Genomic DNA, 18,674 nt, shown 5'->3' with positions numbered 1-18,674 from the left:
GGCGACAAATTAGCCGCCCCGCCCTCACGGGGCGCCTGCGGCTCGCCGGTCGGTACGGTGCGTACTCTGGTCGGCGGCCTCGCGGCCGACCTCCTCCCTGCCCTCCTGCCTCACCCCGGCGGGTCCCGATCCGAAAGCCAGGCGATGAACTACCTCGACGCCGTGATCCTCGGCATCGTGGAGGGGCTCACCGAGTTCCTCCCCGTGTCCAGCACCGGCCACCTCACGATCGTCGAGAAGATGCTCGGCCTCGACGTCTCCGACCCGGCGGTCACCGGCTTCACGGCCGTGATCCAGATGGGCGCGATCGCCGCGGTGATCCTCTACTTCGCCAAGGACATCTGGAACATCATCCGGGCCTGGTGCCTGGGCCTGGTCAAGCCGGAGTACCGCGGGCAGCTCGACCACCGGATGGGCTGGTACGTCATCGTCGGCACCATCCCCGTCGGCATCGCCGGCCTGCTGCTCAAGGACGTCATCACCGGCGACCTGAGGTCGCTGTGGGTCGTCGCCGCCGGTCTGGTCGGGTGGAGCGCGGTGATGTGGTTCGCCGAGCGCACGGCGACCCAGCTGCGCGGCGAGCGCGAGCTGGGCATGAAGGACGCGATCGTGGTCGGGCTCGTGCAGGTGTTCTCGCTGGTGCCGGGCGTGTCCCGCTCCGGCGCCACCATCTCGGCCGGCCTGCTGCGCGGCCTGGACCGGGTCACCGCCACCCGCCTCAGCTTCTTCCTCTCCATCCCGGCACTGCTCGCGGCCGGCCTCTTCGAGCTCAAGGACGCCCTCGGCGGCGACATCGGCGTCGGTGAGACGCTCGTGGGCACGCTCGTCTCGTTCGTGGTGGCGTACGCCGCCATCGCCTGGCTGCTCCGGTTCGTGGCGCACCACTCGATCGCGTGGTTCGTGCCCTACCGCGTCGCGCTCGGCCTACTGCTGCTGGCCCTGCTCGGCAGCGGCGCCATGACGGCGACCTGACGGGTGACGGGGTCCGGCGGGCCTAGAGCCAGCCGGACTTCTTGAACCACACCCACAGGCCGCCCGAGGTCAGCGCCATCAGGGCGATGGAGAACGCGTAGCCGAGGTGCCAGCCGAGCTCCGGCATGTGCTGGAAGTTCATGCCGTAGATGCCGGCGATGAGCGTGGGAGCCGCGACCAGGGCGACCCCCGCGGAGATCTTGCGCATGTCCTCGTTCTGCTGCACCGAGATCCGTGCGAGATGGGCGTCGAACGCCGTCGAGAGCAGGCTGTCGAGGCTGTCGACCACCTCGGCGGCCCGGACGAGGTGGTCGGCCACGTCACGGAAGAACGGCGCCGCCTCCTCGTCGATCCCCGGCACCGACCCGCTCGCGAAGCGACGCATCGGCTCGCGCAGCGGCAGCACCGCGCGGCGTACCTCCGCGATCTCCCTCTTGAGGGTGTAGATCCGCACCGAGTCGTTGGTGCGCGCGGGGGAGAAGACCGACTCCTCGATCTCGTCCACGTCGATCTCGAGCTCGCCCACGACGGCCGTGTAGCCGTCGACCACGGTGTCGCAGACGGCGTACACCACCGCGGCGGGGCCGTGGGTGAGCACGGCCTCGTCGGACTCGAGGTAGCTCCGGGCGCCGTGCAGGTCCGACCCGTAGCCGTGCCGCACCGAGACGATGAAGTCCTTGCCGATGAAGAGGTTCACCTCACCGGTCTCGACCGCGTCGTCCTCGTCGACGTACCAGAGCGTCTTGAGGATCAGGAACAGCGTGTCGTCGTAGCGCTCCAGCTTGGGCCGCTGGTGGGCCTTGAACGCGTCCTCGACGGCCAGCGGGTGCAGGCCGAAGGCGATGGCGACGTCCTCCAGCTCGGCCTCGGTCGGCTCGTGCAGGCCCACCCAGACGAAGTCCCCCTCGCCCTTCACGTGGGAGCGCAGCTCGTGCAGGTCCTCGCGGCCGCAGTCCACCTCGACCCGGCTCCCGCTGCGGTACAGAGCGCTGTCGACGATCACGGGCCGACCCTAGCCCCACTACGCTCCACGACATGGCAACCGTGATCCTGGTGCGACACGGCCGGACGACCGCGAACGCGACGGGCGTGCTGGCCGGGCGCACCGCGGGCGTGAAGCTCGACGAGACCGGCCACGGGCAGGCCGCCCGGGCGGCGGACCGACTGGCGGGGCTGCCGCTGGCCGCGGTCGTGAGCAGCCCGCTCGAGCGCTGCCGGCAGACGGCCAAGGCGATCATGGGCGCCCAGGCCGGCCCGCTCACCGTGGCGACCGAGCGCGGCATCACCGAGTGCGACTACGGCGAGTGGCAGGGCAGGTCCCTCAAGGACCTGGCCAAGGAGAAGCTCTGGGCCACGGTGCAGTCGCAGCCCTCGGCGGCCGCCTTCCCCGGGGGCGAGTCGCTGGGTGCGATGCAGGCCCGGGCGGTGGCCGCCGTACGCCGTCACGACGCCGCGCTCGAGTCCGCGCACGGCGCCGCAGCGGTGTGGGTCGCGGTGAGCCACGGGGACATCATCAAGTCGGTGCTTGCCGACGCGCTGGGCATGCACCTCGACCTGTTCCAGCGCATCAACGTGGACCCGGCCTCCATCTCGATCATCCGCTACACCCCGGCCCGTCCCTACGTGCTGGCGACGAACACCCACGAGGGCGACCTGTCCTGGCTGGCCCCCAAGCCGGGCCGCCGGACGCGGCGGGCGACCGACGCCGCAGTGGGAGGCGGAGCCGGACCGGCAGCTCCTCACCCGCGGCCCTGAAGGTGGTGCTGGGGCCACACCCTAGGGTGTTCCCATGGCACCCCTCGTCCACGGATTCGACCCGCCGGAGCGGTTCGTCGCGGGCACGGTCGGCCCGCCCGGCTCCCGCACCTTCTTCCTGCAGGCGCGCTCCGGAGCGCGGCTGGTCAGCGTCGCGCTGGAGAAGCAGCAGGTGGCGGCGCTCGCCGAGCGCATCGACGAGCTGCTCGACGAGGTGATGGCCAGCCAGCTCAACGACGCCATGATCCCCGCCGTCGCGCCGCTCGGCCTCGACGACGCCGACCCGCTCGAGCAGCCGATCGAGGAGGAGTTCCGCGCGGGCACCATGACGCTCTCGTGGGACCCGTCCGACGAGCGGGTGGTCATCGAGGTCTTCCCCTACACCGAGGCCGCCGTGCTCTCGCCCGAGCAGGTGGACGAGGACGTCGAGGAGCCCGAGCCCGAGGAGATCTTCCTGGTCCGCATCCCGGCCGGCACCGCGCGCGCGTTCGTCAAGCGCGCCGAGCAGGTGCTGGAGGCCGGGCGGCCCAGCTGTCCCTTCTGCGGCAACCCGATCGATCCCGACGGCCACCTGTGCGTCCGGGCCAACGGGTTCCGTCGCCGCGACCCGTGATCGACCTGGTGGAGGACGAGCTGGTCCTCCACGGCCGGATCATGCCCGCCTCGAACGCCACGTTCGTGGGCCAGATCGGCGACGTCCGCGTCGTCTACAAGCCGGTGGCGGGGGAGCGGCCGCTGTGGGACTTCCCCGACGGGTCGCTCGCCGACCGCGAGGTCGCGGCGTACCTCGTCTCCCGGGCCACCGGCTGGGACGTCGTGCCCGAGACGTGGCTGCGTGAGGGCCCGCACGGCCTCGGCATGGTCCAGCGCTGGCAGGAGCCCGACGAGACGCAGGAGGCGGTCACGCTGGTCCCCGAGGGCCGGGTCCCTCCGGGCTACCTGCGCGTGTTCGACGGGCTCGACGGGCACGACCAGCCCGTCACGCTCGTCCACGAGGACTCTGTGGCGCTGCGCCGGATGGCGGTCTTCGACATCGTGGTCAACAACGCCGACCGCAAGGGCGGCCACGTCCTGGAGATGGTGGGGGGACACCGCTACGGCGTCGACCACGGCGTCACCTTCCACACCGACCACAAGCTGCGCACGGTGCTGTGGGGCTGGCTGGGCGAGCGGCTGCGCGAGGAGGAGGCGGCCGGGGTGGCGCGGGTCCGCGAGGCGCTGGGCGGTGAGCTCGGCGACGCGCTGGGCTTCCACCTGACCGAGCTCGAGATCGACGCGGTCGCCCGCCGCTGCGACCGGCTGCTCGCGAAGGGGTCGATGCCGGCACCCCGCGGTGAGTGGCCGGCCATCCCGTGGCCACCCTTCTGACCGGCGGTGGCTAGGCTTCCGGGCATGCGATCGTGGCAGTCCCCGGAGATCCCCGCCCTTCCCGTCCCGGGTCCGCCCGTCGCCGTCCACGACACGGCCACCGGCCGCCTCGTCACGACGACGCCCTCGGGGCCGGCCCGGCTCTACGTCTGCGGCATCACGCCGTACGACGCCACCCACCTCGGCCACGCCGCGACGTACGTCGGCTTCGACCTGCTCAACCGGGCCTGGCGCAACGCCGGCCACGAGGTGACCTACGTCCAGAACGTCACCGACGTCGACGACCCGCTGCTGGAGCGTGCGGAGAAGGTCAAGGTCGACTGGGTCGAGCTGGCCGAGCGCGAGACCGAGCTGTTCCGCCAGGACATGACCGCGCTGCGGGTCGTCGCGCCGGCGCACTACATCGGGGCCGTGGAGGCCATCCCGATCATCATCGAGCTGATCCAGCGCCTCGACGAGCTCGGCGTGCTCTACCGCGTCGAGGACGACCTCTACTACTCGGTGACCGCGGACCCCGCCTTCGGCGAGGTGTCCGGCTGGGACCGTGAGGAGATGCTGCGGATCTTCCCCGAGCGCGGCGGCGACCCCGACCGTGAGGGCAAGAAGGACCCGCTGGACTGCGTCGTGTGGCGCGCCGAGCGCCCCGGTGAGCCGGCCTGGGACAGCCCCTTCGGCCCCGGCCGACCCGGCTGGCACATCGAGTGCACCGCGATCGCGATGAAGTACCTCGGCGCCGACTTCGACGTCCAGGGCGGCGGCAGCGACCTGGTCTTCCCGCACCACGAGATGGGTGCCGGGCACGCCCAGGTGGCCTCGCCCGGTGCGCGCTTCGCGCAGGCCTACGCCCACGCCGGCATGGTCGCCTACGACGGCGAGAAGATGTCCAAGTCGCGCGGCAACCTGGTCTTCGTCTCCGCGCTCCGCAACAGTGACGTGGACCCGATGGCGATCCGGCTGGCGCTGATGCGCCACCACTACCGGGCGGACTGGGAGTGGACCGACGACCAGCTGTGGACGGCCGTCGACGACCTGGCGCGCTGGCGGCAGGCGCTCGCCCTCGGTGCGGGCGCGCCCGCCCGACCGGTCGTCGAGGAGGTCCTCGCCGCGCTGGCCGCGGACCTCGACGCACCCCGGGCGGTCGCCGCCGTGGACCGCTGGGTCGCCGAGACCCTCGGGACCGACGGGCTCGCCGACACCAGCGACCCGGACGCGGCGATGACGATGCTGGCGGCGGTCGACGCCGCGCTCGGGATCTCGCTGTGGGTCGGGCGCTGAGCCCTCCGCTCAGCCCTCGGTCTCGTCCCCGCGGCGCTTGAGGTAGCGCTCGAACTCACGCGCGATGGCCTCGCCGGAGGCCTCCGGCAGGTCGGTGGTGTCCCGGGTCTCCTCCAGGGCACGCACGTAGTCGGCGACGTCCTCGTCCTCCTCGGCGAGCTCGTCGACACCCCGCTCCCAGGCGCGGGCGTCCTCGGGGAGGTCGCCGAGCGGGATGCTGACCTCGAGCAGGTCCTCGAGCTGGCCGATCAGCGCCAGTGTCGCCTTGGGGCAGGGCGGCTGCGCGACGTAGTGGGGGACGGCCGCCCAGTAAGACATCGCCGGCATGTCCAGCTTCACGCACGCGTCCTGGAAGACCCCCACGATCCCGGTGGGGCCCTCGTAGGTCGACTGCTCGAGCTTGAGCCGGTCGACCAGCTCCGGCTCGGTGGCCGTGCCCGTGACCGGGATGGGTCGGGTGTGCGGCGTGTCGGCCAGCAGCGCGCCGAGGGTGACCACCAGCTGCCCGCCGAGCTCGTCGCAGGCCGCCAGCAGCTCGGCGCAGAACTGGCGCCAGCGCATGTTCGGCTCGATCCCGCGGACCAGGATGATGTCGCGGTCGAGGTCGGGCGGTGACGCGATCGCGATCTGGGTGCTGGGCCAGGTGATGCGTCGGTGCCCGAGCTCGTCGGTCCCGACCACGGGCCGGTTGACCTGGAAGTCGTAGAAGTCCTCGGGGTCGATCGCCCCGACGATGCGGGCGTCCCAGACCTTGATCAGGTGGTCCACGACGGACGAGGCCGCCTCGGCGGCGTCGTTCCAGCCCTCGAAGGCCGCGATGACCACGGGGTCGATCAGGTCGGGTGCCTCGTCGATCTCGATCACCCTGCCAGCCTAGTCACCCGGGCCCGTCCGACGTGGTCGATGCGCGCCGGTACCTCCCATCGGGGATTTCGCCGTCCCCCGTGGACGGTGCCACGATGAGGGGGAGCCAGCATGTGAACGGGGTGTCCACGACGTGGACTGTCTTTCTAGGCTGGACGGGTGGCCGGGGAGCTCCGGGCCGCCGCCCACGAGAGGAGTCAGGTTGCCCCCGACATCGGCACAGGCGTCACCCTCGCTGCGTCCGGACGCGACCGAGGCGCTGACCGGGCTGCTGCGCGAGCGGATCCTCGTCCTCGACGGTGCCATGGGCACGCTGATCCAGGGCTACGAGCCCGGGGAGGCGGAGTTCCGCGGCGAGCGGTTCGCCGACTGGGCCTCGGACGTCAAGGGCAACAGCGACCTGCTCAACCTGACCCAGCCCGACATGATCAGGGCCATCCACCGGGAGTACCTCCTCGCCGGCGCCGACATCGTCGAGACGAACACGTTCACCGCGACGTCCATCGCCCAGGCCGACTACGGCATGCAGGAGCTCGCCTACGAGATCAACCTGGCCGGCGCCCGGATCGCGCGCGAGGCCTGCGACGAGGTCGCCACCGACGACCGGCCCCGGTTCGTCGCCGGATCGCTGGGCCCGACCAACCGCACCGCCTCCATCTCGCCGGACGTCAACGACCCCGGCGCCCGCAACGTCTCGTACGAGCAGCTCGTCGCGGCCTACCTCGAGCAGGCCCGCGGTCTCGTCGACGGGGGAGCCGACCTCCTCCTGGTGGAGACGATCTTCGACACCCTCAACGCGAAGGCCGCGATCTTCGCCCTCGAGACCCTGTTCGAGGAGCACGGGCGGCGCTGGCCGGTCATCATGTCGGGGACGATCACCGACGCGTCCGGGCGGACCCTCTCCGGGCAGGTGACCGAGGCCTTCTGGACCTCGGTGCGCCACGTGAAGCCGCTGGCCGTCGGCCTCAACTGCGCGCTCGGGGCCGCCGAGATGCGACCCTACGTCGCCGAGCTCGCCCGGCTGGCCGACACCTTCGTCTCCAGCCACCCCAACGCCGGTCTCCCCAACGCCTTCGGCGAGTATGACGAGTCGCCGGAGCAGATGTCCGCCGTCGTCGGCGAGTTCGCCAGCAGCGGGCTGGTGAACATCCTGGGCGGCTGCTGCGGCACCACCCCCGCGCACATCTCGGCGATCGCCGAGGCCACCCGGAGCGCGGCACCGCGGGTGCCGGCCGAGCACCGCCCGGGCATGCACCTCGCCGGTCTCGAGCCGCTCACCATCACCTCGGACAGCCTGTTCGTCAACGTCGGCGAGCGCACCAACATCACCGGCTCCGCGCGGTTCCGCAACCTGATCAAGGCCGGCGACTACGACACCGGTCTCACGGTCGCGGCCCAGCAGGTCGAGAACGGTGCCCAGATCATCGACGTCAACATGGACGAGGGCATGATCGACGGCGTCGCCGCCATGGACCGGTTCCTGAAGCTGGTCGCCAGCGAGCCCGACATCAGCCGGGTCCCGGTCATGGTCGACTCCTCGAAGTGGGAGGTCATCGAGGCCGGGCTCCGGTGCGTCCAGGGCAAGCCGATCGTCAACTCGATCTCGCTCAAGGAGGGCGAGGAGAAGTTCGTCGAGCAGGCCACCCTGTGCCGCAAGTACGGCGCCGCCGCCGTGGTGATGGCCTTCGACGAGGACGGCCAGGCCGACAACCTCGAGCGGCGCAAGGCGATCTGCCAGCGCGCCTACCGGATCCTCACCGAGCAGGTGGGCTTCCCGGCCGACGACATCATCTTCGACCCCAACGTCTTCGCGGTGGCGACCGGCATCGAGGAGCACGCGTCGTACGGCCTGGACTTCATCGAGGCGACCCGCTGGATCAAGGAGAACCTCCCCGGGGCGCTGGTCAGCGGCGGCATCTCCAACGTGAGCTTCTCGTTCCGGGGCAACAACCCGGTGCGCGAGGCGATCCACGCGGTGTTCCTGTTCCACGCCATCGAGGCGGGGCTGGACATGGGCATCGTCAACGCCGGCGCGCTCGCGGTCTACGACGAGGTCGAGCCGGAGCTGCGCACGCGCATCGAGGACGTCGTCCTCAACCGTCGCCCGGACGCGGCCGAGCGGCTCCTGGAGATCGCCGAGGAGCACAACCGGGCCGGCGAGGCGCAGGAGGCGGCGGCCGAGGAGTGGCGGTCCCTCCCCGTCGGCGAGCGGATCACGCACGCACTGGTCAAGGGGCTCGACGCCCACGTCGAGAGCGACACCGAGGAGCTCCGTGCCGCCATCGCCGAGCGCGGAGGTCGACCCATCGAGGTCATCGAGGGCCCGCTGATGGACGGGATGAACGTCGTCGGCGACCTCTTCGGCGCCGGGAAGATGTTCCTGCCCCAGGTGGTGAAGTCCGCCCGCGTGATGAAGAAGGCGGTCGGCTACCTGATCCCGTTCATCGAGCAGGAGAAGCTCGACAACCCGGAGTACGCCACCGCCAAGGAGACCAACGGCACCATCGTGATGGCCACGGTCAAGGGCGACGTGCACGACATCGGCAAGAACATCGTCGGCGTCGTGCTCCAGTGCAACAACTACGAGGTCGTCGACCTCGGGGTGATGGTGCCGGCGCAGAAGATCCTCGACACCGCGGTGGAGATCGGCGCGGACGCCGTGGGCCTGTCCGGACTGATCACGCCCTCGCTCGACGAGATGGTCAACGTCGCCTCGGAGATGCAGCGCCGCGGCTTCGAGATCCCGCTGATGATCGGGGGCGCCACGACCTCCCGCGCCCACACGGCGGTCAAGGTCGACCAGAAGTACGACGGCGCGGTGGTCTGGGTCAAGGACGCCTCGCGGTCCGTCCCCACCCTGGCCGCCCTGCTCAGCGACACGCAGCGTCCGCGGCTGCTCGCCGACATCAAGACCGACTACGACTCGTTGCGGGCCCGGCACGCCACCAAGCACGACCGGCCGATCGTCGCGCTGGAGCAGGCGCGCGCCAACCGGACCCCGATCACGTGGGACGGCTACCGGCCGCCCGCGCCACGCAGCCCCGGCGTACACGTCCTCGAGGACTACGACCTCGCCGAGCTGCGCGACTACATCGACTGGCAGCCGTTCTTCAACGCCTGGGAGATGAAGGGCAAGTTCCCCGACATCCTGAACAACCCGGCGACCGCCGAGACCGCGCGCAGCCTGTACGACGACGCGCAGGCCATGCTCGACCGGATCGTGCAGGAGAAGTGGCTGACCGCACGGGGCGTGTTCGGCTTCTTCCCGGCGAGCGCCGTCGGTGACGACATCGAGCTCTACACCGACGATTCCCGCAGCGAGGTGCTGACGACGCTGCGCAACCTGCGCCAGCAGGGCGAGCACCGCGAGGGCGTCCCGAACCGGTCGCTCGGCGACTTCGTCGCGCCCCGCGAGACCGGTCTGCCCGACCACGTCGGCGCTTTCGCGGTGACCGCCGGTCTGGGCGCCGAGGACCGGATCCTCGCCTTCAAGAAGGAGTCCGACGACTACTCGGCGATCATGCTCGAGGCGCTGGCCGACCGGCTCGCCGAGGCCTTCGCCGAGCGGCTCCACCAGCGGGTGCGCACGGAGTTCTGGGGCCACGAGCCCGACGAGCAGCTCGACAACGAGGACCTGATCGCCGAGAAGTACCACGGCATCCGCCCCGCACCGGGCTACCCCGCCTGCCCCGAGCACACCGAGAAGCAGACGCTCTGGGAGCTCCTCGACGTCCGGGCGACCACGGGCATCGAGCTCACCGAGAGCATGGCGATGTGGCCGGGTGCCGCGGTGTCCGGCTGGTACTTCTCCCACCCGCAGGCGCAGTACTTCGTCGTCGGTAGGCTGGGCCGCGACCAGGTCGCCGACTACGCGAGGCGCAAGGGCTGGACGCTCGCGGAGGCAGAGCGCTGGCTGTCCCCGAACCTGGGTTACGACCCCGAGGACTGAGCACGTGCACGACACCCACCGCCCCGACGCTGTCCTGTGGGACATGGACGGGACCCTGGTCGACACCGAGCCGTACTGGATCGAGGTCGAGTACGAGATCGCGGCGAGGTACGGCGGCACCTGGAGCCACGAGCACGCCCTGAACCTCGTCGGCAACGACCTGATCGAGTCCGGTCGCTACATCCGTGAGCACATGGGCATCGACGTGGAGCCCTCGCAGATCGTCGAGGAGCTGCTCGACGGCGTGGTGGAGCGCGTGGTCGACCAGGTGCCCTGGCGTCCGGGCGCGGTCGAGCTGCTCGCCGAGCTGGGCGAGCAGGAGGTGCCCTGCGCGCTCGTGACGATGTCCTACCGGCGCTTCGTGGCGCCGATCCTGCAGGCACTGCCGGACACGACGTTCGCCGCCATCGTCACCGGTGACGCCGTGACCAGGGGCAAGCCCCACCCCGAGCCCTACCTCAAGGCGGCGGCGCTGCTGGGGGTCGACCCCGCCCGCTGCCTGGCGGTGGAGGACTCCAACACCGGGGCCCGGTCCGCGGCCGCGGCCGGGTGCACCGTCCTGGTGGTCCCGAACCACGTGCCGGTGCTCGAGGGGGAGCGTCGGGTGTTCGCGGACACCCTGGCCGGCGCCGACCTCGTCCGGCTCTTCGCCACCGGTCGGGCCACGAGGGACTAGTCACCGGTCCTAGTACCACCGGACAATGGCATCATGCACCCCGTGCGTCCCACCATTGACCCCTCGGGGGTTAGACGCCGCCTCCTCACGTTCCAGGAGGCAGCCCTCATGTTCCGACGCGGTCCCGCCATCGTGTTCAGCCTCGTGCTGGGCGCAGCGGCCCTCGTCACGGCGCCCGGCGCCGTGGCGGGTGATGGCGGGATCGCGAAGGACAAGGACCCGTGCAGCGACTCCGCGACCGTCAAGCTGAGGGTCGAGCCGTACGGCGACGACCGCTTCGAGGTGACCGGCACCGTCTGGAGCGACGACGAGGACGTCTGGGACTGGCGCTTCCGCCACGACGACGACGTGTCCGCCAAGGGGTCGGTCCGCGCCAAGGACGACGACCGGTCCTTCCGGATCGTCCGCACCATGGTCAACTTCAGCGGCGAGTCCGACTTCATCGCCTTCCGGGCCGAGAACGACCGCACCGGCGAGGTCTGTCGCGCCGAGCTCACCTACTGACAGGACGCGCAGCCGTCCACCGCCTATCCTGAGGCCCGTCTCGAGGAAAGGCCGAAGGTGCGAGTGCTCAGGAGCCCGGTCACGCAGTTCCTCATCGTGGGTCTCCTGACGGTCGCCGGCATCGTCGTGGGCACCAGCTTCCTGGCCGGGCGGGCCGCGAGCGACGAAGCCATCGCCGAGGCGCGGGGGACCACCCGGGTCATCGCCGGCTCCGTGGTCGAGCCCGAGATCACCGCCGGCGTGGTCCACGGCAGGGCCGGGGCCATCGACCGTCTCGACCGCCGGGTCCTCGACCTCCTCGAGGTCGGCGACGTCCGCCACTTCGTCATCGTCGACGCGACCGGGCGCATCGTCTACGCCGACGAGATCTCGCGGATCGGCACGCCGGTCGACCTCGGTCCCAGCCAGCGCCGCGTGCTGCGCCACGGGGGCACCGGTTCGCGCATCGAGACCGCCCGGCAGGCCGGTCAGACCACGATCCCCGGCGTCGAGGCTCCCGGCCGGCTGCTGCAGACGTGGACCCGGATCCAGCCGGACGGGTCCGGCCCGCTGCTGTTCGAGGCGTACTTCTCCCTCGACGAGGTGGAGAGCCGCCGACAGGAGATCTTCTCGTCCTTCCGGTGGATCACCGTCGGTCCGCTGATCCTGCTGATCGCGATCGTGACGCTGATGCTGCGGTTCCTCACCGGACAGCTCACCAGCTCCTCGCGCGAGCGCGAACGGCTGCTGCGGGTCGCCATCGACGCCTCCGACGCGGAGCGACGCCGGATCGCGCGCGACCTCCACGACGGCGTCGTGCAGGACCTGGCGGGCACCGCCTTCTCCGTGTCCGCCCTGGCCCGGGACCCGGAGTCCTCACCGCAGAGCCGCGCCTCCCTGCAGCGGGCCGCCGGCTCGCTGCGGGACGGGCTCAAGGCGTTGCGGTCCCTGCTCGCCGAGATCCACCCGCCCGACCTGCGCGCCGAGGGGCTCGCGGCGGCGCTGGAGGACCTCATCGCGCCGGCCGGCCCGGCCGGGATCAATGCCTCGGTGAGCGTGGCGGGTGCCGAGACCGCCTCCGCCGCGCGGGCCGCGCTGGTGTGGCGGGTGGCCCAGGAGGCGGCGCGCAACGCGTTGCGGCACGCCGAGGCGTCCACCCTCGCGGTCACGGTGCGCGGCGACGGTCGCCGGCTCGTGCTCGAGGTGGTCGACGACGGCATCGGGTTCGACCCCGCCGACGTCCCGGTCGGCGACCACTTCGGGCTGCGCGGCCTCCGGAGCCTGGTCACGGAGGCCGGCGGCCACCTCGAGGTGCGATCCTCTCCCCGTGAAGGCACGACCGTGCACCTGGAGGTGGACGCCCAGTGAGCGCTGAGGACACCATCCGCGTCGTCCTGGTCGACGACCACGCCGTGATCCGGGCCGGGCTGCGGCAGCTGCTGGCCGGGACCTCCGACATCGAGGTGGTCGGCGAGGCGCAGGACGGCAGCGAGGCGCTCGAGGTGGTCCGCAGGCTGCGTCCCGACGTCGTGCTCATGGACCTGCAGATGCCCGGGGTGGACGGGGTCGCGGCGACGCGCCTGATCCGGAGCGAGGAGATCGGCGCCGACGTGCTGGTGCTGACGTCGTACTCCGACAGCGAGCGGATCCTCGCCGCCCTCGACGCGGGAGCGGTGGGCTACCTGCTCAAGGACGCCGACCCCGACGACGTGCTGCAGGGGATCAGGACCGTCAGCCGCGGCGGCTCGCCCATCCACCCGCGCGCGGCCCGCACGCTGCTGGGCGTGCGCGCGAGCTCCAACCAGGTGCAGCTGACCGGTCGCGAGACCGAGGTCCTGCGCCTGGTGCGTGAGGGGCTCGCCAACAAGCAGATCGCCCGGCGGCTCGAGATCAGCGAGCGCACGGTCAAGGCGCACCTGACCTCGGCGTTCGCCCGGATCGGGGTCACCGACCGCACGCAGGCGGCGGTCTGGGCGGAGCGCAGCGGCCTCTGACCCGGCCCGTTCGGCCCGGCCCGGCTCAGTCGCCCGACGGCACCGGGAGCTCGGGGATCTCGTGGTCCTGGCCGGGAGCGGCGACGTCGAGGGCGTCCTTGCTCGGCAGCGCCGGCGGGGTGCCGCCGTACGCCGGGCAGATCGCCTGGTGGGCGCACCAGGAGCACAGCCGGCCGGGGCTGGGGCGCCAGTCGCCGGACTCCTCGGCGAGCCGGATGGCACGCCAGATCGCCTCGACCTTGCGCTCGGTGGCGAGCAGATCGGCCTCGTCGGGCACGTAGCGCAGCATCTCGCCGCTGCCGAGGTAGACCAGCTGCAGCATCGCCGGGACCACGCCGCGGGTGCGCCAGATGACCAGCGCGTAGAACTTCATCTGGAAGAGCGCCTTGGCCTCGAACATCTCGCCCGGCGCGCGTCCGGTCTTGTAGTCCACGACCCGGATCGCGCCGTCGGGCGCGACGTCGATGCGGTCCACGAAGCCGCGCAGCAGCAGCCGCGAGTCGAGGAGGGCCTCGACGTAGAGCTCGCGCTCCGCCGGCTCGAGGCGCGTGGGGTCCTCGAGGGTGAAGTAGCGGTCGAGCACGACGCGGCAGGAGGCCAACCACGACGCCACGTCGGGCCCCGGGCCGTCGGCCTCCCCGTCGAACATCTCCGCGAGCCCGGGCTCCGCCTCGAGGAGGCGCTCCCAGGCCGGCACCAGCATCTCCTGGGCCGTGTCGGGGGTGCGCGTGGCGGCCGGGAGGTCGAAGAGGTCCTCGAGGACCTTGTGCACCACGGTGCCGCGCACGGCGTCGGGGGAGAAGGGCTCGGGCAGCCGGTCGATGGTGCGGAACCGGTAGAGCAGAGGACAGGTCAGGAAGTCGCCGGCCCGGCTCGGGGAGAGCGCACCCAGCACGTCCACGCCGTCGACGGGCGTCGACATCGGCTCGGCGGGGGAGTCCTGCTGCACGCTCATGGGACGCACCCTAGGCGACACCGCCGACAGTGGCGGCGGCCGCGGCGCCGCGGGTCCGGAGGGGGGTGTCGGATAGCCTCGAGTCGTGCCCGAACGTGTTCCCGACCCGGCCCCGGACCGGCCTGCGCCCGACGACGGGCCGCCGCGCCGCGATCGCGCTCCCGGCACCTTCAAGGTCGGCACCATCGCCGGCAGCGACGTGCTGGTCACCTCGTCGTGGTTCCTGGTCGCCGGGCTGATCGCGGTGGTGATGGCGCCGCGGGTCGAGGAGGTCTCGCCGGGGCTCGGGCTCGGCAAGTACGTCGCCGGCCTCGCGTTCGCGGTGGTGCTCTACCTCTCCGTGCTGCTGCACGAGGCCTCCCACGCCCTGGTGGCGCGCCACTTCGGCTTCCCGGTCACCTCGATCACCCTTCACTTCCTCGGCGGCATGACCGCGATCGAGGGCGAGGCACGGCGCCCCCGCGAGGAGTTCTGGATCGCCGTCGTCGGCCCCATCACCTCCGTGCTCGTCGGCGTGGCGTCCGTCGGCCTGTGGTTCGTCACGCCCGAGGGCCTGCTCAGGATGGCCGTCGAGGCGCTGGCCGGGGCCAACCTCCTCGTCGGCGTGCTCAACCTCGTGCCCGGTCTGCCCCTGGACGGCGGCCGGGTGCTGAAGTCCGCGGTCTGGGGCGCCACCGGCAACATGCACCGGGGCACTATCGTGGCCGGCTGGGGCGGGCGCGTCACCGCGGTGGCGGTGCTGGCCTGGCCGTTCCTCCAGAGCGTCGTGCTGCCCTCGGGCCGGGGCCCCGACCCGATCGACTACTTCCTGGCCTTCATCATCGCCGCGTTCCTGTGGTCCGGGGCCACCGCGGCGATGGCCTCGGCCCGGCTGCGTCGCCGGCTCCCCAACCTGGTCGCGCGCGACCTGGCCCGGCGCACCCTCGCCGTCCCCGACGACCTGCCGCTCGCCGAGGCCGTACGCCGCGCCCAGGAGGCCGAGGCCGGCAGCATCGTCACCGTCACCGGCAGCGGCCACCCCGTCGGCGTCGTCAACGAGGCGGCGCTGGTCGCCACCCCCGAGGAGCGGCGCCCCTGGGTCGCCGTGTCCACGGTGGCCCGGACCCTCGGCGACGGGCTCTCGCTCCCGGCCACCCTCAGCGGCGAGGAGCTCATCCTCGCCCTGACCCGCACGCCCGCCGCGGAGTACCTCCTCCTCGAGGAGGACGGCAGCATCTTCGGCGTGCTCGCGACGTCCGACGTCGACCGGGCGTTCCGGGCCTCCGCCCACTGACGCTCCCGACGGTCGCGTCTCGTAGGGTTCGGGCCATGTCCGACGTGGTGCCGAGCAGCCCTGACGAGGAGACCGGCCCCGCCGCCTCCGACGCCCCCGACGTGCCTCAGGAGGCCTGGTCAGGGGTGCACCGAGGACCGCTGCGCGAGGGCGAGTGGGTCCGCCTCACCGACCAGAAGGGGCGTCGCCACAACATCTGCCTGGAGTCCGGCAAGCGCTTCTTCTCCAACCGGGGACACTTCGACCACGACGAGCTGATCGGTCGCGAGGAGGGCTTCACGGTCACCTCCTCCGCGGGCGGGGAGTACCTCGTCTTCCGGCCCCTGCTCTCGGAGTTCGTCGTCTCGATGCCGCGCGGCGCCGCCGTCGTCTACCCCAAGGACGCCGCCCAGATCGTGGCGATGGCCGACATCTTCCCCGGCGCCCACGTCGTCGAGGCCGGCGTCGGCTCGGGCGCGCTCACCTGCTCCCTGCTGCGCGCGGTCGGGCCGTGGGGCCGGGTGTCGTCGTACGAGCGCCGCGAGGAGTTCGCCGACGTCGCCCGCCGCAACGTGGGCCAGTTCTTCGGCGCCCCCGACGGGCAGACCCACCCCGCCTGGACACTCACCCTCGGCGACCTCGCCGAGGCGCTGCCGGCCTCCGGGGAGCGCGTCGACCGCGTCATCCTCGACATGCTCGCTCCCTGGGAGTGCCTCGACGCCACCGCCGACGCCCTGCGACCCGGCGGGATCGTCTGCGCCTACGTCGCCACCACCACCCAGCTGTCCCGCTTCGTCGAGACGGTGCGCGTGCACGGCGGCTTCACCGAGCCGCAGGCGTGGGAGTCGCTGGTCCGTGACTGGCACGTCGAGGGGCTCGCGGTGCGGCCCGGCCACAAGATGATCGGGCACACGGCGTTCCTCGTCACCGCGCGCCGGATGGCCCCCGGCCAGAAGCCGCCCCTGAAGAAGCGGCGTCCCGCTCCGGGTGCGTACGGGCCCGACTACACCGGCCCTCGTCCCGCCGGGGTGCCCACCGACCCGGCTGAGTGACGAAGAGATGCGGATTGGTCCCCAACCGCATCGGATCGGACCTGGGACATGCGGTTGGTGACCAAACCGCATGCGCTCGGGGTGAACCGCGTCGGCCTGCTCGAGACGATGCGGATTGGTCCCCAACCGCATCGGATCCGATCCAGGACATGCGGTTGGTGACCAAACCGCATGCGTTCTCGTGCCCGGGTCGTCGCGAAATCGTGACCAACACCCCTGGTCTTCCTCTTCCGTCCGTCGCTCTCGCGGGTAGGGTCGCAACCACAGGAGGTGACGCTGATGTCGAACACGGAAGGCGTTTCCAGCACGGGTGGCCGCAGCCCCGACGAGCTCGCGAACCAGGTGCGCTTCCTGGAGGCCGAGGTCGTTGATCTCCGCCGCCGGCTGACGGACGCACCGGCCCACTCGCGCGGTCTCGAGCTCCGGCTCGCCGACGCGCAGCGCTCGCTGGCGGGCATGACCTCGCAGAACGAGCGTCTTGCCCAGACCCTGCGCGAGGCGCGCGACCAGATCATGAAGCTCAAGGAGGAGGTCGACCGGCTCGCGCAACCGCCCGCCGGCTTCGGCACCTTCCTCGCGCGCAACGAGGACGACTCGGTCGACGTGTTCACGGGCGGGCGCAAGCTCCGCGTCAACGCGAGCCCGTCGGTCGACCTCGACTCGTTGCAGCGTGGCCAGGAGGTCATGCTGAACGAGGCCCTGAACGTCGTGGCGGCCTTCGACTTCGAGCAGGTCGGCGAGGTCGTGATGTTCAAGGAGCTCCTCGCCGACGGTGACCGGGCCCTGGTGATCGCGAACGCCGACGAGGAGCGGGTCGTGCGCCTGGCCGAGCCGCTGCGTGGCGAGACCATCCGGGCCGGCGACTCGCTGCTGCTCGACTCCCGCGCGGGCTACGTCTACGAGAAGGTGCCCAAGTCCGAGGTCGAGGAGCTCGTCCTCGAGGAGGTCCCGGACATCGCCTACGAGTCGATCGGTGGCCTCGGCAACCAGATCGAGCAGATCCGCGACGCCGTCGAGCTTCCCTACCTGCACCCGGAGCTGTTCAAGGAGCACCAGCTCAAGCCCCCGAAGGGCGTGCTCCTCTACGGTCCGCCCGGGTGCGGCAAGACGCTGATCGCCAAGGCGGTCGCCAACTCGCTCGCCAAGAAGGTCGCGGCGAAGACCGGCCAGGAGGGGAAGTCCTACTTCCTCAACATCAAGGGCCCCGAGCTGCTCAACAAGTACGTCGGGGAGACCGAGCGCCACATCCGGCTGGTGTTCCAGCGGGCCCGTGAGAAGGCGAGCGGCGGCACGCCCGTCATCGTGTTCTTCGACGAGATGGACTCGCTCTTCCGCACCCGCGGGTCGGGCGTCTCCTCCGACGTGGAGAACACCATCGTCCCGCAGCTGCTCAGCGAGATCGACGGTGTCGAGCTGCTGGAGAACGTGCTGGTGATCGGTGCCTCCAACCGTGAGGACATGATCGACCCCGCGATCCTGCGGCCGGGCCGCCTGGACGTGAAGATCAAGATCGAGCGACCCGACGCCGAGTCGGCCCGCGACATCTTCAGCAAGTACCTCCTCACCTCGCTGCCGCTGCACGCCGACGACCTCGCCGAGTTCGGCGGGTCCCGGGAGGCCTGCGTCGCCGGGATGATCCGGGCGACGGTCGAGCGCATGTACACCGAGACCGAGGAGAACCGCTTCCTCGAGGTGACCTACGCCAACGGCGACAAGGAGGTCCTGTACTTCAAGGACTTCAACTCGGGCGCGATGATCCAGAACATCGTCGACCGGGCGAAGAAGATGGCCATCAAGGACTTCCTCGAGCACGACCAGCACGGGCTGCGGGTCTCGCACCTGCTCCAGGCCTGCGTGGACGAGTTCAAGGAGAACGAGGACCTGCCCAACACGACAAACCCCGACGACTGGGCGCGGATCTCCGGCAAGAAGGGCGAGCGGATCGTCTTCATCCGCACGCTCATCACCGGCAAGCAGGGCACCGAGCCGGGCCGCTCCATCGACACCGTCTCCAACACCGGCCAGTACCTCTGAGCCACCAGCACTCGGGTGCCGCCTCGTCGAGGTGGCACCCGAGTC

Annotated in this window: 16 protein-coding genes; 13 read left to right on the top strand and 3 right to left on the bottom strand. The window is 71.4% G+C overall.

Translation table 11 applies throughout. The annotated features are described in order from the left end of the window. The first annotated feature begins 144 nt into the window (after positions 1 to 144). Positions 145 to 972 carry an undecaprenyl-diphosphate phosphatase gene (locus ACZ43H_RS07825; protein ID WP_464589128.1) on the top strand — a complete coding sequence of 276 codons (828 nt, stop codon included), beginning with the start codon at positions 145 to 147 and terminating at the stop codon, positions 970 to 972. Between the two features lie 22 nt (positions 973 to 994). Here the strand turns inward: ACZ43H_RS07825 and corA are convergent, their stop codons facing one another. Then, the gene (gene corA / locus ACZ43H_RS07820; protein WP_464589126.1) at positions 995 to 1,975 is read right to left on the bottom strand and encodes a magnesium/cobalt transporter CorA; all 981 of its coding nucleotides are present in this window, start codon (positions 1,973 to 1,975) and stop codon (positions 995 to 997) included. 32 nt (positions 1,976 to 2,007) lie between these two features. On the opposite strand from corA, the gene ACZ43H_RS07815 reads away from it, so the two are divergent. Genes ACZ43H_RS07815 through mshC form a run of 4 tightly spaced genes read left to right on the top strand, consistent with a single transcriptional unit; the run spans position 2,008 to position 5,370 of the window. Further along, on the top strand, positions 2,008 to 2,727 hold the full coding sequence (locus tag ACZ43H_RS07815) for a histidine phosphatase family protein (RefSeq protein ID WP_464589124.1): 720 nt from the start codon (positions 2,008 to 2,010) through the stop codon (positions 2,725 to 2,727). Between the two features lie 34 nt (positions 2,728 to 2,761). Next, positions 2,762 to 3,340 (top strand): DUF3090 domain-containing protein, encoded by a 579-nt coding sequence (locus ACZ43H_RS07810; RefSeq protein WP_464589122.1) that lies wholly within the window; start codon positions 2,762 to 2,764, stop codon positions 3,338 to 3,340. Then, positions 3,337 to 4,095 (top strand): SCO1664 family protein, encoded by a 759-nt coding sequence (locus ACZ43H_RS07805; protein WP_464589120.1) that lies wholly within the window; start codon positions 3,337 to 3,339, stop codon positions 4,093 to 4,095. Before ACZ43H_RS07810 ends, ACZ43H_RS07805 begins: the two co-directional genes overlap by 4 nt. A gap of 24 nt (positions 4,096 to 4,119) precedes the next feature. After that, complete coding sequence (mshC, locus tag ACZ43H_RS07800; RefSeq protein ID WP_464589118.1) at positions 4,120 to 5,370, top strand: cysteine--1-D-myo-inosityl 2-amino-2-deoxy-alpha-D-glucopyranoside ligase; 1,251 nt, start codon at positions 4,120 to 4,122, stop codon at positions 5,368 to 5,370. A 9-nt stretch (positions 5,371 to 5,379) separates the two neighbouring features. On the opposite strand, the gene ACZ43H_RS07795 is transcribed toward mshC, so the two are convergent. Further along, complete coding sequence (locus ACZ43H_RS07795; RefSeq protein ID WP_464589116.1) at positions 5,380 to 6,234, bottom strand: PAC2 family protein; 855 nt, start codon at positions 6,232 to 6,234, stop codon at positions 5,380 to 5,382. A gap of 304 nt (positions 6,235 to 6,538) precedes the next feature. On the opposite strand from ACZ43H_RS07795, the gene metH reads away from it, so the two are divergent. The 5 genes from metH to ACZ43H_RS07770 all read left to right on the top strand — a co-directional run bounded on the left by metH (position 6,539) and on the right by ACZ43H_RS07770 (position 13,336). After that, positions 6,539 to 10,183 (top strand): methionine synthase, encoded by a 3,645-nt coding sequence (gene metH, locus ACZ43H_RS07790; protein WP_464590765.1) that lies wholly within the window; start codon positions 6,539 to 6,541, stop codon positions 10,181 to 10,183. Between the two features lie 4 nt (positions 10,184 to 10,187). Next, on the top strand, positions 10,188 to 10,859 hold the full coding sequence (locus ACZ43H_RS07785) for an HAD family hydrolase (protein WP_464589114.1): 672 nt from the start codon (positions 10,188 to 10,190) through the stop codon (positions 10,857 to 10,859). A gap of 108 nt (positions 10,860 to 10,967) precedes the next feature. After that, positions 10,968 to 11,363, top strand: coding sequence for a hypothetical protein (locus ACZ43H_RS07780; RefSeq protein WP_464589112.1), 396 nt, complete (start codon positions 10,968 to 10,970; stop codon positions 11,361 to 11,363). Positions 11,364 to 11,420: 57 nt separating this feature from the next. Next, complete coding sequence (locus ACZ43H_RS07775; protein WP_464589110.1) at positions 11,421 to 12,710, top strand: sensor histidine kinase; 1,290 nt, start codon at positions 11,421 to 11,423, stop codon at positions 12,708 to 12,710. Further along, positions 12,707 to 13,336: a response regulator gene (locus ACZ43H_RS07770; protein ID WP_464589106.1), complete on the top strand. Its 630-nt coding sequence runs from the start codon at positions 12,707 to 12,709 to the stop codon at positions 13,334 to 13,336. The genes ACZ43H_RS07775 and ACZ43H_RS07770 overlap by 4 nt, the downstream gene beginning before the upstream one ends. Positions 13,337 to 13,361: 25 nt before the next feature. On the opposite strand, the gene ACZ43H_RS07765 is transcribed toward ACZ43H_RS07770, so the two are convergent. Beyond that, the gene (locus tag ACZ43H_RS07765) at positions 13,362 to 14,291 is read right to left on the bottom strand and encodes a RecB family exonuclease (protein WP_464589104.1); all 930 of its coding nucleotides are present in this window, start codon (positions 14,289 to 14,291) and stop codon (positions 13,362 to 13,364) included. Positions 14,292 to 14,376: 85 nt separating this feature from the next. Between ACZ43H_RS07765 and ACZ43H_RS07760 the strand changes: the two genes are divergently transcribed. From ACZ43H_RS07760 to arc, 3 genes are all read left to right on the top strand, one after another. Beyond that, the gene (locus ACZ43H_RS07760) at positions 14,377 to 15,564 is read left to right on the top strand and encodes a site-2 protease family protein (protein WP_464589102.1); all 1,188 of its coding nucleotides are present in this window, start codon (positions 14,377 to 14,379) and stop codon (positions 15,562 to 15,564) included. A 35-nt stretch (positions 15,565 to 15,599) separates the two neighbouring features. After that, positions 15,600 to 16,595, top strand: a complete 996-nt coding sequence (locus ACZ43H_RS07755; RefSeq protein ID WP_464589100.1) for a tRNA (adenine-N1)-methyltransferase — start codon at positions 15,600 to 15,602, stop codon at positions 16,593 to 16,595. Positions 16,596 to 16,874: 279 nt separating this feature from the next. Continuing rightward, positions 16,875 to 18,629: a proteasome ATPase gene (gene arc, locus ACZ43H_RS07750; RefSeq protein ID WP_464589098.1), complete on the top strand. Its 1,755-nt coding sequence runs from the start codon at positions 16,875 to 16,877 to the stop codon at positions 18,627 to 18,629. Positions 18,630 to 18,674 lie beyond the last annotated feature (45 nt).

The organism is Nocardioides sp. DN36 (genome assembly GCF_055380375.1).
The sequence above is the reverse complement of the archived record's forward strand: the minus strand, read 5'-3'. Positions and strand labels throughout refer to the sequence as shown.

Coding starts and splice junctions, on each gene's coding strand:
- ACZ43H_RS07755 (WP_464589100.1), top strand. CDS start 15,600: ATGTCCGACGTGGTGCCGAGCAGCCCTGACGAGGAGACCGGCCCCGCC.
- arc (WP_464589098.1), top strand. CDS start 16,875: ATGTCGAACACGGAAGGCGTTTCCAGCACGGGTGGCCGCAGCCCCGAC.
- ACZ43H_RS07765 (WP_464589104.1), bottom strand. CDS start 14,291: ATGAGCGTGCAGCAGGACTCCCCCGCCGAGCCGATGTCGACGCCCGTC.
- ACZ43H_RS07815 (WP_464589124.1), top strand. CDS start 2,008: ATGGCAACCGTGATCCTGGTGCGACACGGCCGGACGACCGCGAACGCG.
- ACZ43H_RS07810 (WP_464589122.1), top strand. CDS start 2,762: ATGGCACCCCTCGTCCACGGATTCGACCCGCCGGAGCGGTTCGTCGCG.
- mshC (WP_464589118.1), top strand. CDS start 4,120: ATGCGATCGTGGCAGTCCCCGGAGATCCCCGCCCTTCCCGTCCCGGGT.
- ACZ43H_RS07825 (WP_464589128.1), top strand. CDS start 145: ATGAACTACCTCGACGCCGTGATCCTCGGCATCGTGGAGGGGCTCACC.
- metH (WP_464590765.1), top strand. CDS start 6,539: ATGGGCACGCTGATCCAGGGCTACGAGCCCGGGGAGGCGGAGTTCCGC.
- ACZ43H_RS07780 (WP_464589112.1), top strand. CDS start 10,968: ATGTTCCGACGCGGTCCCGCCATCGTGTTCAGCCTCGTGCTGGGCGCA.